At 44.4% G+C, this 25,030-nt stretch carries 16 protein-coding genes and 1 pseudogene; 8 read left to right on the forward strand and 9 right to left on the reverse strand.

The genetic code is table 11. The annotated features are described in order from the left end of the window. Positions 1–16: 16 nt before the first annotated feature. The 4 genes from AB8613_RS02220 to AB8613_RS02235 all read left to right on the forward strand — a co-directional run bounded on the left by AB8613_RS02220 (position 17) and on the right by AB8613_RS02235 (position 4,599). Entirely contained in the window at positions 17–922 is a 906-nt protein-coding gene (locus AB8613_RS02220; RefSeq protein WP_372384363.1) for a lysine exporter LysO family protein, read from the forward strand. Between the two features lie 174 nt (positions 923–1,096). Next, on the forward strand, positions 1,097–1,624 hold the full coding sequence (locus AB8613_RS02225; RefSeq protein ID WP_017065407.1) for a hypothetical protein: 528 nt from the start codon (positions 1,097–1,099) through the stop codon (positions 1,622–1,624). A 118-nt stretch (positions 1,625–1,742) separates the two neighbouring features. Next, positions 1,743–3,386, forward strand: a complete 1,644-nt coding sequence (gene panP / locus AB8613_RS02230; protein ID WP_146492363.1) for a pyridoxal-dependent aspartate 1-decarboxylase PanP — start codon at positions 1,743–1,745, stop codon at positions 3,384–3,386. A 358-nt stretch (positions 3,387–3,744) separates the two neighbouring features. Continuing rightward, positions 3,745–4,599 carry a MurR/RpiR family transcriptional regulator gene (locus AB8613_RS02235; protein WP_004734686.1) on the forward strand — a complete coding sequence of 285 codons (855 nt, stop codon included), beginning with the start codon at positions 3,745–3,747 and terminating at the stop codon, positions 4,597–4,599. 88 nt (positions 4,600–4,687) lie between these two features. Here AB8613_RS02235 and AB8613_RS02240 read toward each other — a convergent pair whose 3' ends face one another. Further along, the gene (locus AB8613_RS02240; protein WP_372384365.1) at positions 4,688–5,989 is read right to left on the reverse strand and encodes an iron-containing alcohol dehydrogenase; all 1,302 of its coding nucleotides are present in this window, start codon (positions 5,987–5,989) and stop codon (positions 4,688–4,690) included. 406 nt (positions 5,990–6,395) lie between these two features. Here AB8613_RS02240 and AB8613_RS02245 point away from each other — a divergent pair, with 406 nt between their 5' ends. Further along, on the forward strand, positions 6,396–6,659 hold the full coding sequence (locus tag AB8613_RS02245) for a GrxA family glutaredoxin (protein ID WP_009847069.1): 264 nt from the start codon (positions 6,396–6,398) through the stop codon (positions 6,657–6,659). 250 nt (positions 6,660–6,909) lie between these two features. Beyond that, positions 6,910–8,592, forward strand: a complete 1,683-nt coding sequence (locus AB8613_RS02250; RefSeq protein ID WP_372384366.1) for an aspartate:alanine antiporter — start codon at positions 6,910–6,912, stop codon at positions 8,590–8,592. A gap of 288 nt (positions 8,593–8,880) precedes the next feature. Here the strand turns inward: AB8613_RS02250 and fabV are convergent, their stop codons facing one another. From fabV to AB8613_RS02270, 4 genes are all read right to left on the reverse strand, one after another. Further along, complete coding sequence (gene fabV, locus AB8613_RS02255; protein ID WP_372384367.1) at positions 8,881–10,083, reverse strand: enoyl-ACP reductase FabV; 1,203 nt, start codon at positions 10,081–10,083, stop codon at positions 8,881–8,883. Between the two features lie 210 nt (positions 10,084–10,293). Beyond that, complete coding sequence (locus AB8613_RS02260; protein WP_372384368.1) at positions 10,294–12,576, reverse strand: acyl-CoA dehydrogenase; 2,283 nt, start codon at positions 12,574–12,576, stop codon at positions 10,294–10,296. Positions 12,577–12,631: 55 nt separating this feature from the next. Further along, positions 12,632–13,261: a TetR/AcrR family transcriptional regulator gene (locus AB8613_RS02265; protein WP_052878168.1), complete on the reverse strand. Its 630-nt coding sequence runs from the start codon at positions 13,259–13,261 to the stop codon at positions 12,632–12,634. A 443-nt stretch (positions 13,262–13,704) separates the two neighbouring features. Then, on the reverse strand, positions 13,705–16,800 hold the full coding sequence (locus AB8613_RS02270; RefSeq protein ID WP_372384369.1) for a VCBS domain-containing protein: 3,096 nt from the start codon (positions 16,798–16,800) through the stop codon (positions 13,705–13,707). 301 nt (positions 16,801–17,101) lie between these two features. Here AB8613_RS02270 and AB8613_RS02275 point away from each other — a divergent pair, with 301 nt between their 5' ends. Then, positions 17,102–18,409, forward strand: coding sequence for a TolC family outer membrane protein (locus tag AB8613_RS02275; protein WP_372384370.1), 1,308 nt, complete (start codon positions 17,102–17,104; stop codon positions 18,407–18,409). Continuing rightward, positions 18,409–19,020: an OmpA family protein gene (locus AB8613_RS02280; RefSeq protein ID WP_060982750.1), complete on the forward strand. Its 612-nt coding sequence runs from the start codon at positions 18,409–18,411 to the stop codon at positions 19,018–19,020. The genes AB8613_RS02275 and AB8613_RS02280 overlap by 1 nt, the downstream gene beginning before the upstream one ends. Before the next feature lie 212 nt (positions 19,021–19,232). Here AB8613_RS02280 and nhaA read toward each other — a convergent pair whose 3' ends face one another. From nhaA to AB8613_RS02300, 4 genes and pseudogenes are all read right to left on the reverse strand, one after another. Beyond that, positions 19,233–20,396: a Na+/H+ antiporter NhaA gene (nhaA, locus tag AB8613_RS02285; RefSeq protein ID WP_060982751.1), complete on the reverse strand. Its 1,164-nt coding sequence runs from the start codon at positions 20,394–20,396 to the stop codon at positions 19,233–19,235. 275 nt (positions 20,397–20,671) lie between these two features. Continuing rightward, on the reverse strand, positions 20,672–21,820 hold the full coding sequence (locus AB8613_RS02290) for a lipocalin-like domain-containing protein (protein ID WP_372384371.1): 1,149 nt from the start codon (positions 21,818–21,820) through the stop codon (positions 20,672–20,674). Next, positions 21,810–24,263 (reverse strand): ABC transporter permease, encoded by a 2,454-nt coding sequence (locus tag AB8613_RS02295; RefSeq protein WP_146492368.1) that lies wholly within the window; start codon positions 24,261–24,263, stop codon positions 21,810–21,812. Before AB8613_RS02295 ends, AB8613_RS02290 begins: the two co-directional genes overlap by 11 nt. Further along, positions 24,244–24,914 (reverse strand): annotated as a pseudogene (locus AB8613_RS02300) (ABC transporter ATP-binding protein). Before AB8613_RS02300 ends, AB8613_RS02295 begins: the two are co-directional and overlap by 20 nt. Between the last annotated feature and the right edge of the window lie 116 nt (positions 24,915–25,030).

Genomic DNA, 25,030 nt, shown 5'->3' on the forward strand with positions numbered 1-25,030 from the left:
ATGCAACGAGGAAAGCATGTTTACAGGGATGATCTTTATATTTGCGCCACTCGTCGTGGGGTATCTTTTTTCTATTTCAAACACTCAAACGCTCGAATTCATCAACCGCTCAACATCGCGGTTGATCTACGTGATTCTCGCATTAATGGGGTTAAGCTTAGCCGCTCTTGATAATCTGGGCAGTAACCTGCAGACAATCCTTCTTTATACCGCCACTTTCTTTGTCTGCTTAAGCGTTTGTAACCTGATGGCTCTGCCCGCTATTGATAAGTTACTGCCACTCAAGACTGACAGCAGTAACAAGAAACTGCCCCTATCTTCTATGGCAATGGAGTCTGCCAAGCTGATCCTTGTGGTAGGTTCAGGCCTTATCGCTGGTTTAGTAATGCCTATTAGCCTTGATTGGGTTGATACCGCAAGCGAATGGATTCTGTTTGTTCTTCTCTTCTTTATCGGCATTCAACTGCGTAATAGCGGGCTGACACTTCGTCAGATCCTGCTCAACAAACATGGCATGTTCATCGCAATCACGATTATCACTACCTCAATGTTAGGCGGTGTGATCGCGGCTTATATTCTTGATATTCCTCTTTTCAAAGCCCTAGCTATGTCCTCTGGATTTGGCTGGTACTCTCTGGCAGGTATCTTGATGGGTGACGCCTTTGGCCCAGTCTATGGCGGCGCATCTTTCATGCTTGAGCTATTAAGAGAGTTGGTTGCCTTGGTACTGATTCCAGTACTGATTCGCAGCTATCCATGCACTTCCATTGGTTATGCTAGTGCTACGGCGATGGACTTCACCCTACCGGTCATTCAAACAACAGGTGGCGTCCGATGTGTGCCTATCGCTATCGTCAGTGGCTTTATCCTAAGCTTGCTTGTTCCGATATTGATGTTGTTCTTTGTATCTCTTGCTAACTAGATCGCAGGAATAGCGTTTGTTTTAGATTAGAATGCAACTCGAATACCAATGCCCAAGACACCGATACAGTTATCGAAATAAAAAGACACTAAGTGTCATTGCTCAACAAATAACGATCACGGTAACCTGTAACGACAAAGTTATAAAAAGAATAAACTTACAAAAGGAACCACTATGAAACGCCTTTGCGTCGCATTACTGCTAGCTTCAACTTCTACTTTCTCTTTTGCAGCAGATTCAATGTCTGAGACAAACCAGTGCCAAGCAAAAAAATATGATGCGTACATCGACGCTTCTTTGAATTGGTATGCCGACCTTGCTGCATTAACCTCTGAGCAATATCCAGAACTAACAGAAGTCAGTGAGTGGTTCCTAGAAGGTCGTAAGCACCACTTCGAGCTTAATCGTGCTGCGGTTAACTACTACCTTGTGAACGATTCAAGTAAAGTGGCAACAGAGCAACCTGTAGAAGGTTGGTTGCAACTCGAGCAACACGATATTAAAACGCTATCCACACGTGATGATGAGCTTGGTAAAATCGCGAAAACAACGTTCGACGACCGCCAATCAACGCCTCACGCTCAAAACTACGAGCTACGTTCGGCCTTTGCAGAGCTGCTTAGTCACCCTAAACAAATCGACTCAGCGCTGCAGCGCTACAACCAGTCGATTAGTAAACTAGAAGCGATTAAGTGTAAATAACCCCTCATTTAATAGGCTTTTTTGAGAAGTTGGATTTCATAATTAAGACGGGACATTGTTCCCGTTTTCGTTTAGATTGTCCCGCTCGCGTCAATATTAGAAAAATAACTCGCTTGCTATGGTTACGGAACAAAAAACAGCAGATGTTAGCTTCGACAGTCTTCTACGTATCTTCACGGTACCTGAAGGCCCAGATTCAACACTCACTCAAATTGAAGACAAACTTTCACGAAACCTGAATCAATTCTTACGTGAACACATTGTGGCTGAAGAAAAGCCACTGCGTGAAATTGAGAAAGATTTTTCAAATGCTCATATCCCAGAGCAGCCTGAGTTTGTTTCTGAACATACTGAGCATCTCCTCGATTCTCTTGTGTCTCATTCGGTTCACACGTCTTCGCCAAGTTTCATTGGCCACATGACCTCTGCTTTGCCGTACTTCCTGATGCCGCTTTCTAAAATCATGATTGCGTTGAATCAGAATCTAGTAAAAATCGAGACTTCAAAAGCTTTCACTCCCCTAGAACGTCAAGTTCTGGGTATGTTACATCGCCTGATTTATCAAGATAGTGACCAGTTTTATTCACGTTGGATGCACAGTGCAAACCACTCTTTAGGTGCGTTTTGTTCTGGTGGTACCATCGCGAACATTACTGCGCTTTGGGTTGCACGTAACAACGCACTAAAAGCGCAAGGTTCGTTCAAAGGTGTGGAAAAAGAAGGCTTGTTTAAAGCCATGAAGCACTACGACTACGAAGGCCTAGCCATCTTAGTCTCTGAACGTGGTCACTACTCTCTGAAAAAAGCCGCGGATGTCCTTGGTATTGGTCAAGAAGGTCTAGTGTCTGTTAAAACGGATAACGACAACCGTATTTGTACGGATGATCTCCGACTCAAGATTGAGCAGCTCAAACAGAACAAGATCAAACCTTTCGCCGTCATTGGTGTAGCTGGTACAACCGAAACCGGTAATATCGACCCGCTAAGAGACATTGCTGAGGTGTGTGCCGAATCAGATTGTCACTTCCATGTGGATGCTGCTTGGGGCGGTGCAACCTTGATGTCTAACAATCATCGTCATCTGCTTGATGGTATCGAATTGGCTGACTCTGTCACCATCGATGCGCACAAACAGCTTTACATCCCTATGGGTGCAGGAATGGTTCTATTTAAGAAGCCAGATGCGATGACAGCGATTGAGCATCATGCTCAATACATCCTACGTAAAGGTTCTAAAGACTTAGGTAGTCATACATTAGAAGGCTCACGTTCAGGCATGGCGATGTTGGTTTACGCAGCTATGCACATCATTAGCCGCCCAGGTTATGAGCTGTTGATCGACCAAAGCATCAACAAAGCGCGTTACTTTGCCGATCTGATTAAACAGCAAAGCGATTTTGAGTTAGTATCAGAGCCAGAGCTTTGCCTGCTGACTTATCGTTATGTACCTGAATCAGTTAAAGCTGCGCTACTTAAAGCGGAGCCTGAACAACGCATGCAGCTGAACGAGTTGCTTAACGAACTTACTAAGTTTATTCAGAAGAAGCAGCGTGAAACCGGCAAATCTTTTGTGTCACGTACTCGCTTAAATCCTGAAACATGGGCACACCAGCCAATCATTGTTTTCCGCGTGGTGTTAGCTAACCCACTAACAGGCAATGAGATACTTTCTTCAGTGCTTGAAGAACAACGCGAAATCTCTAAACTAGCGCCTAACTTGATGGGTAAAATCACCAAGTTGGTTACGCAAATCAACGCATAGCCATTCAATTTTAGTTGCATCAAATTGAAAATTTCTTTCTTTTTGATGTAACTAAGCTGTCAGTTCATACTCAATTTGCATTCTTTTTGCTCAAACCCTCTTCCAATTCTGTACTTTTCTAAAATTTTGTTGAGGTTTGTCATATTCTTAAGCATTCATGCCGTGTTTTTGTATTAGTAAATAGTATGTTGGGTTTATACTGACTCTATGGTGCTAGTTAGCTTGATATCTATTTGAAGCAGCAGTATTTACGATACTGAATTAAGTTTGGTTTTGTGATTATTGATATTTGTTTCAGCCATACCCCCTGGTAAAAGATATTAACTGGCAAGTTGTTCTCTATACCCTTGTGAACACTATGAATACATTAGAAAAAATACAAAAAAACCTGGAAAATTTCAGCAAGTCTGAGCGTAAGGTAGCCGAAGTAATCATGGCTTCCCCTCAAACTGCAATCCATTCTAGCATTGCTACCTTAGCTAAGATGGCTGACGTAAGTGAGCCTACAGTTAACCGCTTCTGTCGTCGTTTAGACACTAAGGGCTTCCCTGACTTCAAACTTCACCTAGCTCAAAGTTTGGCGAACGGTACACCTTACGTGAACCGTAACGTTGAAGAAGACGATGGTCCAGATGCTTATACGCATAAGATTTTCGAATCGACTATGGCATGTCTAGACGTTGCTAAAAACAGTCTAGATGCGATGCAAGTAAACCGTGCGGTCGACTTGCTGACTCAAGCAAAACGCATCTCGTTCTTCGGACTGGGTGCCTCTTCTGCCGTAGCAAAAGACGCTCAAAACAAGTTTATTCGTTTTAATATCCCAATCACTTGTTTCGAAGACATCGTGATGCAACGAATGAGCTGTATTAACTGCAGTGATAACGACGTTATCGTTCTTATCTCTCACACTGGTCGCACTAAGAGCCAAGTTGAGATTGCGAACCTAGCTCGTGAAAACGGCGCAACCGTTATTGCTATCACAGCGAAGGACTCTCCATTAGATAAAGCAAGCTCGCTTTCTATCTCATTGGATGTACCGGAAGACACTGACGTTTATATGCCAATGGCAAGCCGTGTTGTTCAAATGACGGTTATTGATGTGTTAGCGACTGGCTTTACACTGCGTCGCGGTTCTGGTTTCAGAGAGAACCTAAAACGAGTGAAAGAGTCGCTTCGTGATTCACGTTACGAAAAATACTCTCAGTTCTAGTCTGTTAAGACATGACCAGGAAAAATTGAATTAGAAAACGGAGCCTAGCGCTCCGTTTTTATTTGTCTTTTGATACGATTGAATACAGCTAGATAGTCCAACTATTTCCCTTCTCAACCACACTGTTCTCAGAGGCATAAGAGTTGATAATGGTAAAACTCGATTCCGCAGTTTGAGGCTGGTTGATAAGTTCATCCTGATTCAGTAGCGCTATCTCACGGTAATCACTGCCGCAACTGCACTCTTGACAAACCTGCTCTAAAATATGAACTAGCCTCTCTTGATTCAACGGTAGAGGGTTTCCTTTTATCGCAACTGACTTCAACGCATCTGCAGATACCTCATCAAACTGAGCTTCACAGACACCAAATTCCAGTAAGCTTGGAAGCTTTAACGTATCCAACACTTCAGATAACCAAGAAATTGCCTCTTCTTCTTTCGCCTTGACGTTCCCCGTGACTATCTGAGCGATTCGTTGATAACGCACTAGGATATCGCTTCTTTGCTGCTCTTTCGCTACCGCTATGTTCTCTAACATCACAAATGGCGCTAAGCGCGCGGTAATCACACTGTGAGGCGCAGAAATCTTACCGCCTAATGCAGAAGCTAATCCGTGTGCAGCACCAAGCTTTGCATTAGTGATTGCCATTCCACCAAGCATTGAAGCAAAAGCGAGATCAGAACGCGCTTGAGATTCATTATAAATACACGCCTGAATTACCGAACTACTCAGCTTACGTAATCCTTCTTCGCAGATCATATCGGTCAGTGGGTTCGGTTCGCCACACACGTAGGCTTCCATTAGATGAGTAAAGGCATCCATCGCACCGCGTCCTGACAAATATAAGCTGGTGCCATGAGTTAAAATTGGATCGACAATCGCAACGTCAGCCAACATATCTGGGCTTCTAAGGCTGACCTTAACTTGGTCTTGGCCTGATTTAAGCACCGCATTTTTAGTTACCTCTGCGCCGGTACTGGCCGTGGTAGGAATAGCGATGAATGGAAGCGGTTTAGTTTTAAGGGGTACATTACGCCCGACAACTTCGACATAGTCATATAAGTTGCCTTGATTAGGTAAAACCGCAGCTAACGCTTTTCCCATATCGATGGCACTGCCGCCGCCCATTGCGACCACCATATCTGGCTTAAATCGACGTGCAGACGTGGCAGCCTCCTCGACCATTTTGATATTGGGTTCGCCCGATACGGCAATGTGCTGATAACGCATGCTCTGTGCATCTAGATAGTCAGTAACAATTGAGGTGCGCTCCAATGTATTACCAGTGACCAATAGCACGCTGTAGCCATATTGATTAAAGAGAGACAATGAAGCGGAAAGTGCTCCATCACCAAAGATGATCTTTGTAGATGTCATAAATTGAAACATGGTGCCTCCTGCGCCTATGACCGAACAAAACTGCGAACTCTTGGTTGTTGGAATTTAGCCTTTATATCGTGCATCAGTATTAAGATGCCTCGTTCTGTATGAGCTTTTTTTGACGAGGTGCAACTTGTGGCATTAAAGATGAATTAAAGTCGTATTCTTAGGGGTAATTCACACTCTTAAATTAAGGGTAATCAATCTAGATACCCATCAGAAATCAGCATGGATCCTTTTTGTGACCATTATTTGCTCTGATAGGCAAAACCTATTGTATTAAGAGGCAATTCCATCTTTATTTCCCCATGGCATTGAGGCATAGTTGGTTTTAAGAAATTTTGAGTGGCATTCATAAAAGAATAGTTAACATAAATGAGTTAACGAGCCTCATCCCGTATTTAGGAGAAATTAAATGTTTGTAGTTATTTTTGGTCGCCCTGCTTGCCCATTCTGTGTTCGTGCAAAAGAGCATGCTGAAACTCTTAAAGCTAAACGTGATGACTTCAACTACCGTTACGTTGACATTCACGCTGAAGGTATCAGCAAAGCTGACCTAGAGAAAACAGTGGGTAAACCAGTAGACACAGTTCCACAAATCTTCATCGATCAAGACCACATCGGCGGCTGCACAGAATTCGAAGCATACGCAAAAGAAAACCTAGGTCTTTTCGACTAAGCTAAGATTTCTCTCAAGCGATCGAAGCCTTTATCTTGAAAGCTTTACGCATTTGAGTGTGAAAACTTACAATATTTAGAAGCCCGCTCACTTGAGCGGGCTTTTGTTTGTCCAACACTTTGTGCACTAAGAACAAATAAAGTCAAAACCAAGTAAAATAGTAAAATACCGCTTATAATTTATTTATATTTAGATACAATTCATCCCTCAAACTTACCCTGTGTTTCACGCCAATTATTGAGCGACCACTGTGAATATCGACGTTGTTTATTTGCTAGAACAAAACCCCATCCTCCTCATTTTTGTTGTTTTATCGATTGGTTTAGCCATTGGTAAAATTCGTTTCGGTAGCCTCCAACTGGGTAACTCAATCGGTGTTCTGATTACTTCTCTTGTCATGGGGCATCTTGGCTTTTCCTTTAACGCAGACGGTCTCACTATTGGTTTCATGTTGTTTATCTACTGTGTTGGCATTGAGGCTGGGCCGAACTTCTTCGGTATTTTCTTTAGAGATGGTAAGCATTACCTCATTCTAAGCCTTGTGGTACTTTCTACCGCGATTGCCCTCACCTATTTCAGCAGTCATTACCTTGGCCTTGGCTTCGGCTTATCTGCCGGCATGATGGCAGGTGCGCTTACAGCAACGCCAATCTTGGTAGGTGCACAAGACGCTCTTAATTCTGGGCTTGCTGAAGTGCCAAGAAACATGGACTTGAGCCTGATTATCGAGAACCTATCGGTGGGTTACGCGATGGCTTACTTGGTTGGCTTAATCAGCATGATCATGTTTGCTCGCCTGATTCCAAAACTTCAGAAAGTAAACCTACACGACTCGGCCGAGCAGATAGCTCAAGAACGTGGTTTGGGTGCTTCTGGCCAACGTAAGGTTTATCTGCCTATTATTCGTGCTTATCGTGTGGGCCCAGAGCTTATCTCTTGGACTGATGGTAAGAACCTGCGTGAACTGGGCATCTATCGCCAAACAGGCTGTTACATCGAACGTATTCGACGTAATGGTATTCTTGCCCACCCAGATGGTGATGCAATTCTACAAGAAGGCGATGAAATCGCATTGGTTGGCTTCCCAGACAGCCACGCTCGTCTAGACCCAAGCTTCCGTAACGGTAAAGAGGTTTTCGACCGTAACCTACTCGATCTACGTATCGTGGAAGAAGAGATTGTCGTCAAAAGTGACAGCATCGCAGGTAAACGCTTATCTGACTTAAACCTGTCTGAATACGGCTGTTTCCTTAACCGCGTAGTACGTGCTCAGATTGAAATGCCGATGGACTTAAACATCGTGCTTTCTAAAGGTGATGTACTGCAAGTGAGTGGCGAAAAGAGTCGTGTCCACGGCCTAGCCGAGAAAATTGGTTTCATCTCAATCCACAGTCAAATGGCAGATTTGATGGCCTTCTGTAGCTTCTTCATTCTGGGTATTTTGTTTGGTTTGATCACCATGACATTCGGTCAGGTTTCGTTTGGACTAGGTAACGCAGTAGGCCTTCTTCTTTCAGGCATCATGCTTGGTTTCCTACGAGCGAACCACCCTACTTTCGGTTATGTACCTCAGGGTGCGTTGAATATGGTCAAAGACCTCGGTTTGATGTTCTTTATGGTCGGTATCGGCTTAAGCGCCGGTGGTAAGATATTTGAGCACTTAACCCAAGTTGGCCCACAGGTCATTGGTATTGCTCTGGTGGTGAGTGTGCTACCGGTATTCTTCGCTTACTTAGTTGGCGCTTACGTGCTGAAAATGAACCGCGCGCTGCTGTTTGGTGCGATCATCGGTGCACGAACCTGTGCTCCAGCAATGGACATCGTAAACGACCATGCTCGCTCAACCATTCCGGCTCTGGGTTATGCAGGTACCTATGCGATAGCCAATATATTAATGACCTTAGCTGGTACTTTTATCATCATCATTAGCTAGTTTATTCAGCGTTATAGCGCTTTAGATTAGATATTTAAAATGCACTAATTCATCTTTGGGTTAGTGCATTTTTTATGGCCTGTTTTAAGCAATTCAAGCCTTCTTCCCCGCTCTTGCTCTTGCTCTTAACTCTCTTCGTATCTCGAATCTCGTCACTCGTATCTGCTCTCAATCTCTTCGCATCTCTCTACTCGTATCCCGTATCTGCTCCTAATTTCTTTACTCAGATAACAGACAAAAAAATAGGCGCTCAATGAGCGCCTATTCGTTTAGATTCGATAGTTTGAATTAGATGTCAGCTACATCAAATTCAACAGCTGGGTTAACGTCAGCTTCGTAATCAACACCTTCAACACCGAAACCAAATAGCTTCAAGAACTCTTCTTTGTACTCTACGTAGTCAGTCAGTTCTTTTAGGTTCTCAGTTGTGATTTGAGGCCATAGGTTACGACAGTGATCTTGGATGTCTTCGCGAAGCTCAAGATCATCTAGACGTAGACGGTTCACTTCATCTACTTCTGGCGCGCTGCCGTCATCTTTGTATAGACGTTGGCTGAACATACGGAAGATCTGTTCCATACAACCTTCGTGAATACCTTCTTCACGCATCTTCTTGAACACCATAGCGATGTAAAGAGGCATAACAGGAATTGCAGAACTTGCTTGAGTCACAACAGACTTAAGAACAGCAACGTTTGCAGTACCACCAGTTTGGCCTAGTTTCTCGTTAAGCGCTGACGCTGCACGGTCTAGATCCATCTTAGCTTTACCTAGCGCGCCATCCCAGTAGATTGGCCACGTTAGTTCAGTGCCGATGTAGCTGTAAGCAACAGTCTTACAACCGTCAGCTAGAACACCGGCTTCAGATAGAGCATTGATCCAAAGTTCCCAATCTTCACCGCCCATTACTGTAACAGTGTCTTTGATTTCTTCTTCAGATGCAGGCTCAACACTTGCTTCGATGATAGTGTCTTTGTTGGTATCAACCGCAGTTGATGTGTACGTTTCGCCGATAGGTTTTAGAGCTGAACGAATCACTTCGCCAGTCTCTGGCATTTTACGCACTGGAGACGCCAGTGAGTACACAACCATATCGATTTGACCTAGATCTTCTTTGATCAGATCAATTGTTTTCTGTTTCGCTTCGTTAGAGAAAGCATCGCCGTTCAGGCTTTTTGAATACAGGCCTTCTTCTTTAGCTAGCTTGTCGAACGCTGCTGAGTTGTAGAAACCAGCTGTGCCCGGCTTTTTCTCAGTACCGGCTTTCTCGAAGAAAACACCGATAGTTGAAGCGCCGCCACCAAATGCAGCCGCAATACGTGAAGACAAGCCGTAGCCACTTGAAGAGCCAACAACTAGTACACGTTTAGGTGCGTTTGCGATTGGGCCTTGAGCTTTTGTGTAAGCAATTTGTTCTTTTACATTAGCTTCACAACCGACTGGATGTGTTGTAGTACAGATGAATCCGCGAATTCGAGGTTTGATGATCATATTCAACTTCCTTAAAAAATCAGGTTAAGGATAAAAGTTTCGTACGCAAATGGCATCTAATTTCTGTAAAAATGTGGTGAAAATGCAAGTGGTTGGAGCACTCAGCGAATATTTGCTGACTAAGTCACCATTTGTTAACGCGTCTATTGCGACTTCTACGACAAAAACAAAAAAAGGCACCTTATTAGGTGCCTTTTGTCATTTCTTTATCTAAGCAACGCTATTTAGCTTAGGTTTTAACTCTTTTCGCGTCAAAGTTTCACTAAAGTCATGACTGAAGTGGTCAACTTGAATCGCAGCGTAACGCAGCTTATCGGCAGCCACAATCTGATCAACTTCTTCTTGCGTTAGTACATCAGCAGCAAGTGCTTGAGCAAGTTTATCTTCTAACAAACCTTTACGAGCAACTTTGCCCTCTTTCACCGCTTTGAAGATCTTACGCTCAAGAGGCTTAATGCTGTACATCGCATTGAACGCGCTCTCCATCAGGCCAACGCTATCCTCTTCTTCTTTACCGATGTAGCAAAGATGAGTCAGACGTTCACGGTGTGCACCCGGAGTCATCAAGCTTTCAGCCAGTTGTACCGTTAGGTTATCACTTGGTTTTTCAAAGTGGTTACCTACAGGGAAAACAAGACCTTTAAGTACTTTACCAACCATCTTGTTCGGGAAGTTTCTGTACGCTTCTTGTAGAGATTTCGCCGCGTTATGGAAACAGTGTTGAACCGCGTAGTGTACGTAGTCAAGGTCAGCTTGTTGACGACCTTCGTCTTCATACTTCTTAAGCGCTGCAGACGCCATGTATAAGTAACTTAGACCATCACCTAGACGTGCAGAGATAAGCTCTTTGCGTTTAAGTTCGCCGCCTAGTGTAAGCATTGCGAAATCCGCACTTACAGCAAGCGCACGGCTCAAGCGAGTCAGGTCTTGGTAGTAAGGCTTCGTTGGGCCGCTCATATCCGCTTTAATGAACTTAGAGCCTGTTAATGCCGCACCGAACGCACCAAACGTGTTCTTAGTCGCGTGACCAATATGCTTGAACAACAAGTTATCGAAGTCCTTCGCACCTTGCTTCTCATCTGGGTTTGCTGCCGCTTCCATTTCGCTTAACACGTATGGGTGACAACGTGTCGCACCTTGACCGAAGATCATCAGGTTACGAGTCAGGATGTTCGCACCTTCTACTGTGATAGCAACCGGAATACCTAGGTACGGCGCTGCCAAGTAGTTCATCGGGCCATCTTGAATTGCGCGACCCGAGTGGATATCCATCGAATCATTCAGAATCGTACGCGCCATTTCTGTCATGTGATATTTCGCGATAGCCGTTACGATACCCGGCTTCTCTTTCATATCAAGTGAAGTGGTTGTCAGTGTACGAGTTGCTTCAAGTAGGTATGTTAAGCCACCAATACGGCCTAGGCTCTCAGCAACACCTTCAAATTTACCAATCGACATACCAAACTGCTTACGAACATAAGCGTACGCACCGGTAGTTTTCGCTGTTAGGTGGCCCATCGCCGTGCCAAGCGCTGGTAATGAGATACCACGCCCCGCAGACAGACATTCCACCAGCATACGCCAGCCTTTACCTGCGTAATCTGCGCCACCGATTAGCCATTCCATAGGAATAAATACATCGTGACCACGTGTTGGACCATTCATGAATGCAAGACCAAGTGGGTCATGACGCTCACCAATCACAACACCTTCATGATCAGCTGGGATTAATGCACAAGTGATACCAATGTCTTCCTTGTCACCAAGTAGTTTCTCAGGATCGTGCAGTTTGAAAGCCAAACCAAGTACAGTCGCTACTGGTGCTAGTGTAATGTAGCGTTTGTTCCAGTTAAGCTTAATACCTAACGTCTCTTTACCTTCGTGCATTCCCATACACACAGTGCCGACATCAGGGATACCACCCGCATCAGAACCGGCTTCAGGGCCTGTTAATGCAAAACATGGGATATCGGTACCGTCAGCAAGACGTGGTAGCCAGTAATCTTTTTGGTCTTGAGTACCGTAGTGAGACAGCAGCTCACCTGGGCCAAGAGAGTTTGGAACCATAACTGAAACCGCAGTACTGATACTGCGAGTCGCAATCTTAGTTACGATGGTCGAGTTTGCGTGTGCTGAAAATTCACGACCGCCGTACTCTTTCGCAATAATTAGCGAGAAGAAACGTTCTTTACGTAAGAAATTCCATACCTCCTCAGGAAGGTCTCGGTCTTCTTTTACAATTTGGTGGTCATCAAGCATAGCCAGCAAAGTTTCAAGCTCATTATCCATGAACGATTGCTCTTCTGCTGTTAGCTGAGGTTTTGGGTATTGGTGAAGCTTAGTGAAATCTGGTTTACCAGAAAACAGCTCTCCGTCCCACCACACGCTACCCGCTTCCATCGCTTCTTTCTCAGTGCTAGATAGTGGTGGTAGTACTTTTTTAAAGAGTTTAAAAGCTGGGTCACTTACCCATTTTTGTCTTAGAGAGCTCATAGTTCAGATCCTTTTGTTCACTATATTGGTTGTGAATGTTTCGCTTTTTATTGTTTTATTCTTCTGCTGACATGCCAGCGGCTAAATATGGAATAAGAATATCGACCACCGCTTTAGCATCTATCTTTCTGCCATAGTCATTCTCTGCAATTTCTACCAGAGCCTGACTTGATGCCATGGTGAATACACAAGTCCCTAGGGTGAAGTGTAATCGCCAAAATAACTGTTCTTGAGTGAGGTTCGGATTCGCCTTCATTACTGACGTCGTAAACAGAGAAAGTACTTCGCTATAACGCGTAGTAATGAACCAACGCAGGTGCCCTTGCACATCCGTATAGCCTCTGCCGATAAGCAACATGAATCGACTTGTACCATTTGGCCTAACATCATTAAGTGCTCTTAGTGGCTGTCTCAAAGACTCAAACACGTCACTCATAGAATACGTTTCGTTCAAGTTTAAGTTCACTAATGCATCTTGCAGTGCTGGCATAAATGCTTCTAAGTAACGATTGAGTACCGCACGAACCAGAGTCTTCTTATCGCCAAAGTGATAGTTCACTGAAGCTAAGTTGACATTCGCTTTACTCGTAATCGTGCGTAAAGAGGTGTCATTAAAACCGTGCTCAGCAAATAAGCCTTCAGCCACATCTAAGATTTTGTCTTTGGTTGTACTTCTTGGTGCCATTTCAATCACTCGTATTAAACAACTGTTTGAAATATACGCTTAGTACATTTATTTAACAAGCAAGCAACATCACATTTTCACAAATTGGTCGTACCAGTCAATAGAACTCAGCACTAACCGATTGAATCGCTGTGTGTTTACAAAAAAATAAAAAAATAATGAATTTTCTTGGAACTGAAATAGAAATGGAGGGTCATAAATTAGGTAGAAAACAGCGTATTTAGAAGTTTAACAGGCCGTCAAACTTGTTCTTCTCACTGCTTTCTTAATTACTGCATTTTCCTTATTAACTCCTATACTTGTATCCGCCCAAACCACGTTGGTTTGGGCTTTTTTTGTGTGTTGTTCCGATACCTTTTCTTTGGCTGGTACTCGACACAAAAAAGCCCCCGAAATCGAGGGCTTTGCTTACGTTAAGCGTTAGAGCCTTTCACTTTATCTAATTAAGCAGCATCATTTTTTATCAGTTCTCCTAGCACAGCTAAGTCATTACCTAGGTCAACCGAACCAGCCAGTTCAGTCGCAATCCCCTCAACAACGATAGTTTGAACATCATCCCCTCCAGTGATTGGAATGGACAACGCAATATCTTCTCCGTCGACAGAGACCTCAATCGCATCAAGTAGCTCTGCCATTTGAGTCTCATCTTGAGGGTCTTCGACCAAATCATTGAGGTTGATCAGGTCCCCAGAACCACCTGTATAAAGCTCGAAATCTTTAATAATATCAGTACCGTTGTCAAGCGCAGAGTCTAGCCAAGTGAAGATGTTGTCTCCGCTATCTCCAATCAGCAAATCATTGCCTGACTCGGCATACAAAGGTTCATTACTCGCCGCACTAATAACGTTATATTGCTGCGGAGCTTCGATATCTATGGTGACCGTCTCTACCGTGCTTTCTGCACCATTAGAGTCGACCGCGACATAATCAAACTGCGGGTCTTCAGTTACCGCCTCGTTACCTTGAACATAGCGTAACTCCCAACTGCCCCCTGTCGATGACAGCTCCATCCCAACAATCGGATTGTCTGGTGAAGAATAACTAAAATCATACAGAATTTGGCTATTCCCTGTATCTCCTGGATCTTTTTGATATTGCTCCGTCTGAGTAGTGCCATCAGCAAAGGTATAGAGCACTTCAACATAAACATTACTATCAGTGTTAAATGAACCACCCAAACCATCTAAACCAAAGTCAACAACCTCTAATGGATTATTAGTAAAGTCGAGGAACAAGGTCTCCTGTTTGTTCATGCCGCTACCATCGGTATCACCGATACCAAAGCCGACATGAGGTTGTTCACCTTGATACTGTTTCAACGGTTTATTATTGTTATCTTCGATAGTTAGTGTAATCGTATTACCGTTGTCCAGGGTAATTAGTCTTTCGGTTGGTGAAACTTCTACACCCCAATTATAGAAACCATCAACAAGATCTGGTATATCCTCAGGATCGCCACTAAAGCCCATTTCAAACATTTCTCCAGGCCCAGCTACAAAACTGATATTGTTCGGAACAAACAACACACCGTTATCAACATCAGACTGAACGATTTCTCTCGTGACGCCATTTTCGTCGGTATACAAAAGGCTGCCGTTGGTTGGCAAACTTTCTATCCGAATATTAAGTGGAATGTCGTCATGGTCATCTTCTACATCTGAGATGTAATCTGGCATACCACCATCTTCAGAATCGAAGAGGATAGGTATGACCGCGTCCTGATCATTAACGACCGTAAAGCTGGTCGCTTCAGGTGCGTCATTGACACCATTGATTGTTATCTCGATAACATGCTCTACACCATCAATAGCGGTTACCACATATCGCTCAATAACCACGTCATCATCATTCAAGTATTGAACCGCATCGTTATCAACGACATAACTCCATGCCCCCTCAGGAGTAATAGTTAACATGCCCAGAGCAAGTGCATAAGTAGATCCAATAGGGGTAAACACACCATTAGGTTTAAAGGCGGGCATATCGCTAGTATCGACATCAGTAATCGTTAAAGTACCTGAAACTGAAAGTTCGTTGGTATCAGGATCGACATCGACATCTTCCGTCACCTCACCCATGTCAGAATCACCTTCACCAACGGTGATCTCAGACGGATCATCGGCACCGTTTATGGTGATGGTCACTTCACTTGTGGTTCCGTCAATCGCAGTAACCGTGTAAACCTCGGTAACGAACTCATCGTCATCAAGATATTGCACATCATCGTTGTCCACGACGTAAGTCCATTCACCATCGTCGGTAATGGTCAACATACCCAACGCAGTATCATTGGTTGAGCCTTCTGGGTTAAACGTACCGTTTGGTTGAAAAGCAGCGACATCGTTATCGTCGACATCGGTGATGGTTAGTGTCCCAGAAGTTATTAAGTTGTTGCTCTCTAGGTCAACATCCACATCCTCAGTCACTTCACCTGTGTCTGAATCACCTTCGCCAACGGTTATATCAGATGGATCATCTGCACCATTAATAGTAATGGTCACTTCGCTCGTGGTACCGTCACTTGCTGTCACGGTATAAACCTCGGTTACGAACTCATCGTCATCCAAGTACTGAACATCATCGTTGTTAACTACGTAAGTCCACACGCCGTCAGGGTCGATGCTCAATATGCCTAGCTGTGAATCGTTTGTTGAACCTACGAGGTTAAACTCACCATCAGCTGAAAAGGTGGGAGTGTCGCTGTCTACATCTGTAATCACGATCTGACCAGACGTTACCAATTGATTGGTGATGTCATCTACATCAATGTCCTCAGTTACACTGCCTGAGTCATCAGTGGCAACAGCCGCATCATCAGTACCAATTATCGTTACAGTGATGACTTGTTCGCCTCCATCGGAGGTTTGTACTGTCGTCGTATCTTGAATTTGCTCGCCATCGGCAAGCTCATCATAAGGGCTATTGGCCACGAAGGTCCAAGTACCATCTTCGTTTACAACAAAGGTCCCGAGCTCATTATCTCCAGCGACCTCTTTGCCAATAAAGGTAACGTCCGGATCATCGCTGGTTAAAGCGCCACCTGTCTCAATTGGTTCATCCTGCTCAAACTCAATAACATTAGTTTCACCTGAAATAAGCGCAAAAGCGATGATATCAAAAAGAGCAATACTTTGAGTTTCTGACAATCCTTGAGACTCAAACCCTTCAGTTTCAAAATTCGTGGCAGCTTGAGTTTCAGCCCCAGTACGTTCAATCCTACCGCTGTTGGTCAAACTCGAGCCTTCCTCACCAGCAGCAGTATCAAACTCATCTCCTAGTTCTGTTGGATCAAATCCTTCTTCAATAGCACGCTGAACTTGAGCGACCGCGTCATCAGTATCTAGCACATTTTGTTGGCCCTGGTTATCTACAAAACGTGCAGAAACACTTGGCACACTCTCTTCACTAGTATCAAAACTGATAATTACGTCGCTAGCGGCTGGTTGTTCGCCCGGAGACAAACGTCGAACTTGGCCTTGAGCGTCGAGCACTACACTCCCGCTAGCAAGACCTAGTATATTTAGGTTGATATTTCCCATATCCATATTCCCACTTCTACCCAGAACACACCAAACGCGGCTCCAATCCCACTCTGCGCTGTGGCTATTTCCTACAGTAAATTTAGTAGTAGCACTATTGATAATCAACTCACTAAAGTAGTACAACCAAAGCGCTTTTCAAATTAGTCAATGGCAATAGCGACTTACATTCAAAAAAAAACCAACAAACTTCGCATTTTTTTGCAAATGTCCTAAGCTTCGTTTAATACCATTCACTCAATTCAGCGGTAAACGTAGGTTGGGAAACGGATGAGACATTGAAAGTAGAAGGAGAGCTACTTTGAAATTGTTCAAATTATCCATCATGTGTTGCTTAGTTGCTGCAACACCACTCGCCGCTCAAACTCTGGAACAGTCGGTGGCTATTACTTTGGCAACCAATCCAAAGATAAAAAGCATCTTTAACGAATATGTGAGCGTGAAAAAGCGTAACGATGCCTCTGGAGGTGCATACAAGCCCAGTATCGATCTTGACGCCGGTATTGGTTACGAAGGCATAAACCCTGCACCAAACAACGGTCCAGATACCGATCTAACAAGAAAGGAAGCGACGATTTCCCTCACGCAATTGCTTTGGGATGGTTCCGCGACTCTGTACGACATTGATCGTACCGCCGCAGAAGCCGAGTCGGTTCGTTTACAATTGATTGCAGATGCCGAAGACAAAGCGCTGGAGGTCACTCAAATCTATTTAGATGCAGTGAAAGCCACTGAAGTGCTGGCACTGTCAGAAAGTAATCTTTCGATACACAAGAAAATCTACAAAGACATAAAGAAACGAGCTAATTCAGGCATAGGCTCAACCGCGGATGTATCTCAGGTAGAAGCTAGGATTGCAAAAGCTCATGGTAACTTGTTGGCCGCACAGAATAATTTGATCGATACACACACACAGTTCAGACGAGTAGTTGGCCAAGAACCCCTAGGCTTAATTTACCCACGAGCCGATATTTCGAGGATTCCTTTGTCGTTAACGGACGCCATTGTTGATGCCTTGGACAAACACCCCGTTATAAAAATCGCAACGGCTGATGTCGACGCAGCACATTTTCAATACAAACAATCGAAAGGCGTGAACTACCCTACGTTCTCTATTGAAGCATCACAGTCGTGGCGTGATGATGCGGGAGGCGATGAAGGCTCTAGTCAAGAGACCCTCGCGATGCTACGCATGCGATATAACTTGTACAACGGTGGAACAGACAGTGCTAATTCCGAAGCAGCTGCTTACCAATTGAATAAAGCAAAAGATCTGAGAGATCGCGCTTATCGCCAAGTGGAAGAAGGCCTTCGCCTTTCATGGAGTGCCTTAGATTTAACACTGCAACAAAAAAATTTTCTATCTGACCATGTTGATTCAGCTTCGGAGACCGTTATCGCTTATGAAAAACAATACCGAATAGGCAAACGTACTCTGCTTGACTTGCTCAACACAGAGAACGAACTATTTGAAGCCCGTAAAGACTATCTAGATGCGCATTACTCTGAGCAGTACGCTAAGTACCGTGTGATGAACGCAACCGGTTCTTTATTGAACGCTCTACTGGTCGACATACCAGAAGAGTGGACAACGGCCGTGGAGTATTAATGATGAAAATAACTTACTTATTACTTCCCGTATTAACGATGACTCTATTCGCCTGCTCTAGTCAACAGGAAGAGGCCTACATCGAGACACCTGAAGCGGAGCAGATTGCAGACCTGCAAGATGATGACAAAGATGGTGTGGTAAACGCACGCGATACCTGCCCAGGAACGCCTGAAGCATCACAAGTCGATAATGATGGCTGTGGTGAAACGATTCGTGCAGAAGAAGTCAGACAGCTAAAGATACTCTTTGCTCATGACTCATTTGAAGTGAACCCAATATTTTCTGATCAAATCAGCACGATGGCAGAGTTCCTTGAAACCTACAAAAGTGCTTCTATCGAAATCCAAGGTTACGCGAGTAAAGTGGGTTCCAATGAGTACAACTTAGATTTGTCAAAGAAACGAGCGAATAATGTGCAAGACGAGTTATTGTCGAATGGTATAGAACCAGAGCGTGTCAGAATTGTTGGCTATGGCGAAGAACGCTTAGAAAGCGATGGTGATGACCCTACTTCACACGCACTGAACCGAAAGGTAACGGCGACCGTAGTTGGGTTAAGTGAGCAGATCGTTGAAGAGTGGACTATTTTTACCACACTAGAAAAGTAGCGTGACATTGTCACCGTACTTGCAAAAAAAGCTATCTTACAAATAGTAGCTTAGCAACATGATCAATAAAGCCGTGATAGGGTTACCTATCACGGCTTTTTGTTCTTTGTCGTCACATAAATCGTGTGGATGACTCTGTGACTCTTCTTGCTACTCAGAAATTGACTTGTTGCTCAGGAATTGGTTCGATGGTTAATCGAACCAATTACCGATTATAGTTTTACTTCTTGATGCTTAGTTTTCGGTAGAGAAATACTTAGCAGGAAGTAACCTAAGATAGCTGCAGTTGTTGAGCCCATCAGGATACCTAATCGAGCAAGCGTATCAAAATCTGCGTTCGTTGGACCAAATGCCAGTGACGAGATGAAGATAGACATAGTAAAGCCAATGCCACACAACACAGATACCGCGAAGATGTTCATGAAGTTCACACCTTCAGGAAGCTTAGCTACACCCGTTTTCACAGCGCCCCAGCTGAATAGGAAGATACCCAGGGGCTTACCAACCAATAGACCCATAGCAATACCAAGCGGTAGCATGCCTGTAAGGTTTGAAAGTGATATTCCTTCCAGTGAGATACCTGCGTTTGCAAATGCAAAGATTGGCAAAATAGCAAAAGCTACATATGGGTGCAGTGCATGTTCTAGGTGTTTCAGCGGAGAATGTTCTCCTTTATTACCTTTTAATGGGATAGCAAAACCAATGACTACACCAGCCAATGTTGCGTGAACACCAGACTTCAATACAGCGAACCACAGGATCGCACCAACAATTAAGTACACGCTCAGCTTAGTTACATGCTTGTTATTTAACATGAACAACACACCAGTCGCGATGAAGCCAACCGTCAGAGCAAGCGTTGATAGGTCGCCTGAGTAGAACAGTGCAATGATAACAACAACACCTAAATCATCGATAATTGCCAACGCTAATAAGAATACCTTCAAGCTTACCGGTACACGGTTACCAAGAAGAGCCATGATGCCCAATGCGAATGCGATATCCGTTGCAGCAGGGATAGCCCAACCTTGAAGCGCTTCAGGGTTACTTGAGTTAAATAGCACGTAAATAAGTGCAGGAGCTAGCATACCGCCCACAGCAGCGATAGCTGGGAAGATTGCCGTCTCTTTAGACTTTAATGCGCCTTCTAAAAGTTCGCGCTTAACTTCTAAGCCGATTAGAAGGAAGAAGACAGCCATTAAGCCATCGTTAATCCAGTGAGACACAGACATACCAAGAACGTAACTATGAAGTACACCTTGGTACATTTCGTTCAGTGGTGAGTTTGCTACAAACATTGCGATCGCCGCAGCGATGACTAGGATGATGCCGCCAGCAGATTCCAATTTAAAGAAGTCACGGATGACGTCGGTCATGATTTCGCCCTTATATTTATTATTTAAATAAACGAATAACAAAGAATAACCCAGAGTTTATATCCAAGCTTTATCGATAGATAATCACTTCTTCGGATGTTTAACTTCGGTTTTTCCTACAAATACTAAACAATACGTCGTATATTCCATAATATTATTATGCGCCATAAAATAAGTATAGATGAGATCACCAAGGCTGTATGCACAAATAATTCGAGTCTGGTAGGAATCGCAAACATAAAAAAAGGCTATAAAATGATAGCCTTAGGTGTTTTTTAGTAGCCTGTTAACTGCATAAAGCCTGTTGCTTCATGGCTTCCGCTCGCCATAATTGGCCCTTCCCAATAGGGTATGACAAAAGGCAGCCACATATCCCTGCGCTTGATACGCGTCGTGAGGTTGATATTGTGTTGTGGCACATTAATAATCCATTGCAGTGGCATTCTTCTGCCATTCAGTAGCGTCGTATTCTGTAAAGGCTTAATAGAAATATCGGAGTCCGTGAGCTGGTACACTTTACCTGAGCGAGTGGCCAATGTTCCGAAAACATAAGGCAACTGTTGATTATGGCGGTAGCGGTTAATGCTCAGTGCTGTACCATCATCAAGATTAAACACGAACCAATCCCAGCCTTGCTGGCCCACTCCGAGTAAGCCACTACCCCACTCTTTATGTACCCAAGCAATGCCTTCAACTTCCTTGGCAACACCGTCCAAATTTAACACGCCACTTAGAGACAGGAACGGAGCGCTGAAGTTATAAGACGCAACAGGTAATAAATCGTGCTTTTTCTGATAGCCGTTATCGCCGTTGAGCACGTATGGGCCTTTCGCTATAGTGTCGAGTTCAAGGCCAAACGTATCAGTTTGCACTTGAAGTCGACCTGGGAATGGTGTGCTACCGAGTGCGCGCCAGTTCCAGTTATCAATCCAAATCCTAAACGGACGACTGGTCATTCCCGCCTGGCCTATGCCACCACGCGCTAAACGTTGCTCTTTCCAAACTTTGGAATCAGAGGAGATCACAACATTTGAAATATAGACCTGAGGACTTTGCCACCCTGGAGTCTCACGTTCATCAGTAGCTATACGGAAGAAGCTCCACTGCACTGAGTACTTTTTACCGTCATCCCCTTTTAGAGATGCAAAGTAATGCCACCACTCGTGTTGGAATTCTGGGTGGAACTGAAAGTCACGAGGCAATGAAACGCTGCGGTCAGGTAGCACAGGCTCAAACACATTGAAGTGTTCGCTAACAAGTACTGAGTTAACCTCGTTAACCCCCTTTTCACCAACGTCAACAAAATAAGAATAGTACGCCCAGATACCTAAAATAGCGCCAAAGAAACCAATCAGTAATAGAGAGGAAATAAATCGGTGTCTGAGTTTCGTTGAGCCGTTTCGTTGAAGCATATTAAAGCGCATCCCTCAATGATTTCATCGGGGTATTCCGAATCATTCTCATCACTGGCAAAGCACCAGCCAACATCAATGCAGCCATGGCCCATGCAAATGTCTGTAAATAGTCCCAAGGAATCACTTGTAACTCGAGAGACCAGCCAAAAGACTGCTTAATAACGATATCAACAATCAAGCTTGCTAACGCTAAACCGAGCGGAATCGCAATCAAGGAGGAAATAAGCCCAAACACAAACAACTGTAAGCTACCTGTCAGAATCAGCTCCTTCGCCGATACACCTAAACAGCGCTGCAGCGAGATATGCCTTTGTCGAGACACTTCACCAGCAACGGTTGCGAAGAAGATACCAAAGACTGCGATAACCAATGTGATGTTACCCAACGTATCAGCGATCGCAAACGTTCTATCAAACACACGCATTGCTTGACTGTGAATATTGTTGTTATCAAAAACTCGCTCAGAACCAAGCCTGAATACACTTTCCAGTCGGCTGCGAAGTCCTACTGAATTGACATCATCTTTGAGTATCACGCCAAGGCCCACATTGCCGCGCCCTGCAAATCCATACAGCCAGTTTCGATGCGACATCATGACCTGATGGTAAGGGTTCCCATAGTCGTAGTAAACACCGACAACCTGCCAACCGGAACCGAGGTTGTCATAAAGGTCAATGTAGTCGCCTGGGCGAATCCCCAACTTAAGAGACATCGACTCACTGATCAACACACCTTTCGAGTGATGTAAGTGATACCAGTAGTTCGGAATACCTAATTTGATGGTCAGAGCTTCTAGTTCGCCTTCAGAAGGACCAGTACTGACCACTTGAATACTACCCACTGGAGAAGCTACGTCTTTTTCCCAACGCCACCAAACTGAGTCCACTTCTGGTTGGCCTGACAGCCAGTTACTCATGCGAGCAGCGGCATTGTTGGTTGGGTAGATGTAAAGATCTGCAGCCAAACGCTGTGTTAGCCATTTATCAGTGGTATCCCTAAAGCTACCTACCATGGTTTCTACACCAATGTTTGCAGTCAGCGCCAACATAAACGCCATTGTTGCTACGCCACGGTAGCTCATACTTGACGCAGCATCAGCAAAGAACCAACGAGCACGAACCCAGCGCAGTGAATAAGAGAGGCTATTAAATAGCTTCCACATCAAGAATGGCGTAAACAGAGCCACACTGACGAGCATCAACGCAATAATCGCAAAACCAGACTCTTGAGTCTGAGGGGCTTGATACACAGCGACAGCTGCAACCAAGAAGCCACACCCAATCAATGCTTGCCATGTGAATTCCGTACCCGCAAAGCGCATCAAAGATAATCGAGAGGTCAAACGAATAGGTTGTGATCTAAGCAAACGAACCAGCGGCCAAGCACACGCTAAGAAGGCACCAAGTAGTGCCATTAACAAGCTGTAACCGCTCCATCGCCAATTCCAGTCAATCGTTAAACCAACATTGGCGTCATATAGGTCACCTAAGCTTGAAGATACTGCCGGTAACAATTGATTAGCCAACATGACACCGAATACATTACCGCAGATCCAGCTCAGTACTACCAATAGCAACAACTCTAAACAAAGCGCTTTCGCCAGTTGCCAGCCCGATACACCTGTTTGTCTTAAAATTCCGACTAACGGTTGGCGCTGAATAAACGACAGCGACATCGCTTGATAGAAAATAAACAAGCCAACCACAAACGACAGCATACCCATCGCTTTAAGATTTAAGTGAAAAGCACTGGTCAGCGACTCGAGTTCCGCTTTAGAACTGCGGGTGATCGTCAGCCCATTCGGCAACATATTTTTTAGGCGCTCAAATTTCTCAGTAGACATGTCTGAGCAAGCAATAACTGAAAGCCCTGCACTGCGTTTAAGCATGCGGAGCAAGGAAATATCTGCTATTAACCTGGTGCCATTAATCAGGTTGTTTTGATCGACAACCACAGGACCGAGCTCAGAGCCATCCATCAGAGGAATGTAATCACCGTTGTTCCACTCCATGTGTTCAGCGAGATCATCACTTACAAGGATTGGATATGGCGGTTTCATGAGGTTTAAAGTGGTGAGATCTTTTAACGCAATACCCGGCTGCAACTGAAGCATAGAAACAGGGTCTATGCCGATAAGCATGAAGTTCGCGCCGTTTTCATCAGTGATACGATGGTGGTCAAAAGGAGAGCACTGTTGAAAGCCTTCACGGCGAAGCTGGATATAAAAACCTTGTGGGATCTTATTAGCGTTGTGTTTTGGTCGAATACGGTAAGGAAGAGGATTCGAAAAGAGTTTTTCGCCATGTGCATAGCTTTGCTTGGCGTGTTGATTGATAGCAGTAACACCAACCAAAAGTGATACGCCGAGGGTTAAACCAAGCCATACCAAAATAATCTGCAGTGGGTAACGTCGATAGTGACCGAGTAGTGCCTTAACTACGGGCCATAACATGCAGTTGCCCTCCTTGTAGACGGATCCTGCCATCCATGTGCAGTGCTACTTTTTCACTGTGTGTCACCAGCAACAAGGTACATTCTAATTGGCGAGCCAAAGAGGTCAGCAAACGCATTACGGCTTCTGCATTACGCTCATCTAAACTACCGGTCGGCTCATCGGCCAGTAATATTTTTGGTTCCATATACAGCGCACGCGCAATTGCCGCACGTTGTTGTTGACCACCAGACGCTTCTTCTGGGTAACGGCCAAGCAAAGGCATAAGGTCTAAAGCAGAAAGAATCTGCCTCCAGAGGCCTTTGTCTTCAGGTAAGCCTTTTAACTGACGGCAAAAACGGATGTTATCGGCAATATTTAGCGTTGGCAGTAAGTTGAACTGCTGAAAAATATGGCCAATGTTGTTTCTACGATAAGCAGTGCGATCACGCTCGGTTGAGTCGTGCATATTGAAGTGAGGGAAAGCGATTTCACCTGAATCAGCAAGGTCTAAACCCGCGATAAGGTTCAGTAAAGTGCTTTTACCTGACCCGCTTTCTCCCATTAATGCTAGCTGGTCACCTTGGTTTAATGTTAATTCAGCACCTTGCAAAACAGGGTGAAACTCCCCCCATCGACATAGCCTTTACATAGGTCTGACAGCTTTAACATTAAACAGCTCGCATTAGTTAGAATTTGGAAGGAGAATCTACACTAATTCCCTGTTAGGAGGAAGTATTTTGAAAGATAGATCACACACCAATGATAAAGTGACGTGATTGGTGCGT

It is taken from the genome of Vibrio sp. BS-M-Sm-2 (assembly GCF_041504345.1).
Lineage (GTDB): Bacteria > Pseudomonadota > Gammaproteobacteria > Enterobacterales > Vibrionaceae > Vibrio > Vibrio satsumensis.

Coding starts and splice junctions, on each gene's coding strand:
- AB8613_RS02220 (WP_372384363.1), top strand. CDS start 17: ATGTTTACAGGGATGATCTTTATATTTGCGCCACTCGTCGTGGGGTAT.
- AB8613_RS02225 (WP_017065407.1), top strand. CDS start 1,097: ATGAAACGCCTTTGCGTCGCATTACTGCTAGCTTCAACTTCTACTTTC.
- panP (WP_146492363.1), top strand. CDS start 1,743: ATGGTTACGGAACAAAAAACAGCAGATGTTAGCTTCGACAGTCTTCTA.
- AB8613_RS02235 (WP_004734686.1), top strand. CDS start 3,745: ATGAATACATTAGAAAAAATACAAAAAAACCTGGAAAATTTCAGCAAG.
- AB8613_RS02240 (WP_372384365.1), bottom strand. CDS start 5,989: ATGTTTCAATTTATGACATCTACAAAGATCATCTTTGGTGATGGAGCA.
- AB8613_RS02245 (WP_009847069.1), top strand. CDS start 6,396: ATGTTTGTAGTTATTTTTGGTCGCCCTGCTTGCCCATTCTGTGTTCGT.
- fabV (WP_372384367.1), bottom strand. CDS start 10,083: ATGATCATCAAACCTCGAATTCGCGGATTCATCTGTACTACAACACAT.
- AB8613_RS02260 (WP_372384368.1), bottom strand. CDS start 12,576: ATGAGCTCTCTAAGACAAAAATGGGTAAGTGACCCAGCTTTTAAACTC.
- AB8613_RS02265 (WP_052878168.1), bottom strand. CDS start 13,261: ATGGCACCAAGAAGTACAACCAAAGACAAAATCTTAGATGTGGCTGAA.
- AB8613_RS02270 (WP_372384369.1), bottom strand. CDS start 16,800: ATGGGAAATATCAACCTAAATATACTAGGTCTTGCTAGCGGGAGTGTA.
- AB8613_RS02280 (WP_060982750.1), top strand. CDS start 18,409: ATGATGAAAATAACTTACTTATTACTTCCCGTATTAACGATGACTCTA.
- nhaA (WP_060982751.1), bottom strand. CDS start 20,396: ATGACCGACGTCATCCGTGACTTCTTTAAATTGGAATCTGCTGGCGGC.
- AB8613_RS02290 (WP_372384371.1), bottom strand. CDS start 21,820: ATGCGCTTTAATATGCTTCAACGAAACGGCTCAACGAAACTCAGACAC.
- AB8613_RS02295 (WP_146492368.1), bottom strand. CDS start 24,263: ATGTTATGGCCCGTAGTTAAGGCACTACTCGGTCACTATCGACGTTAC.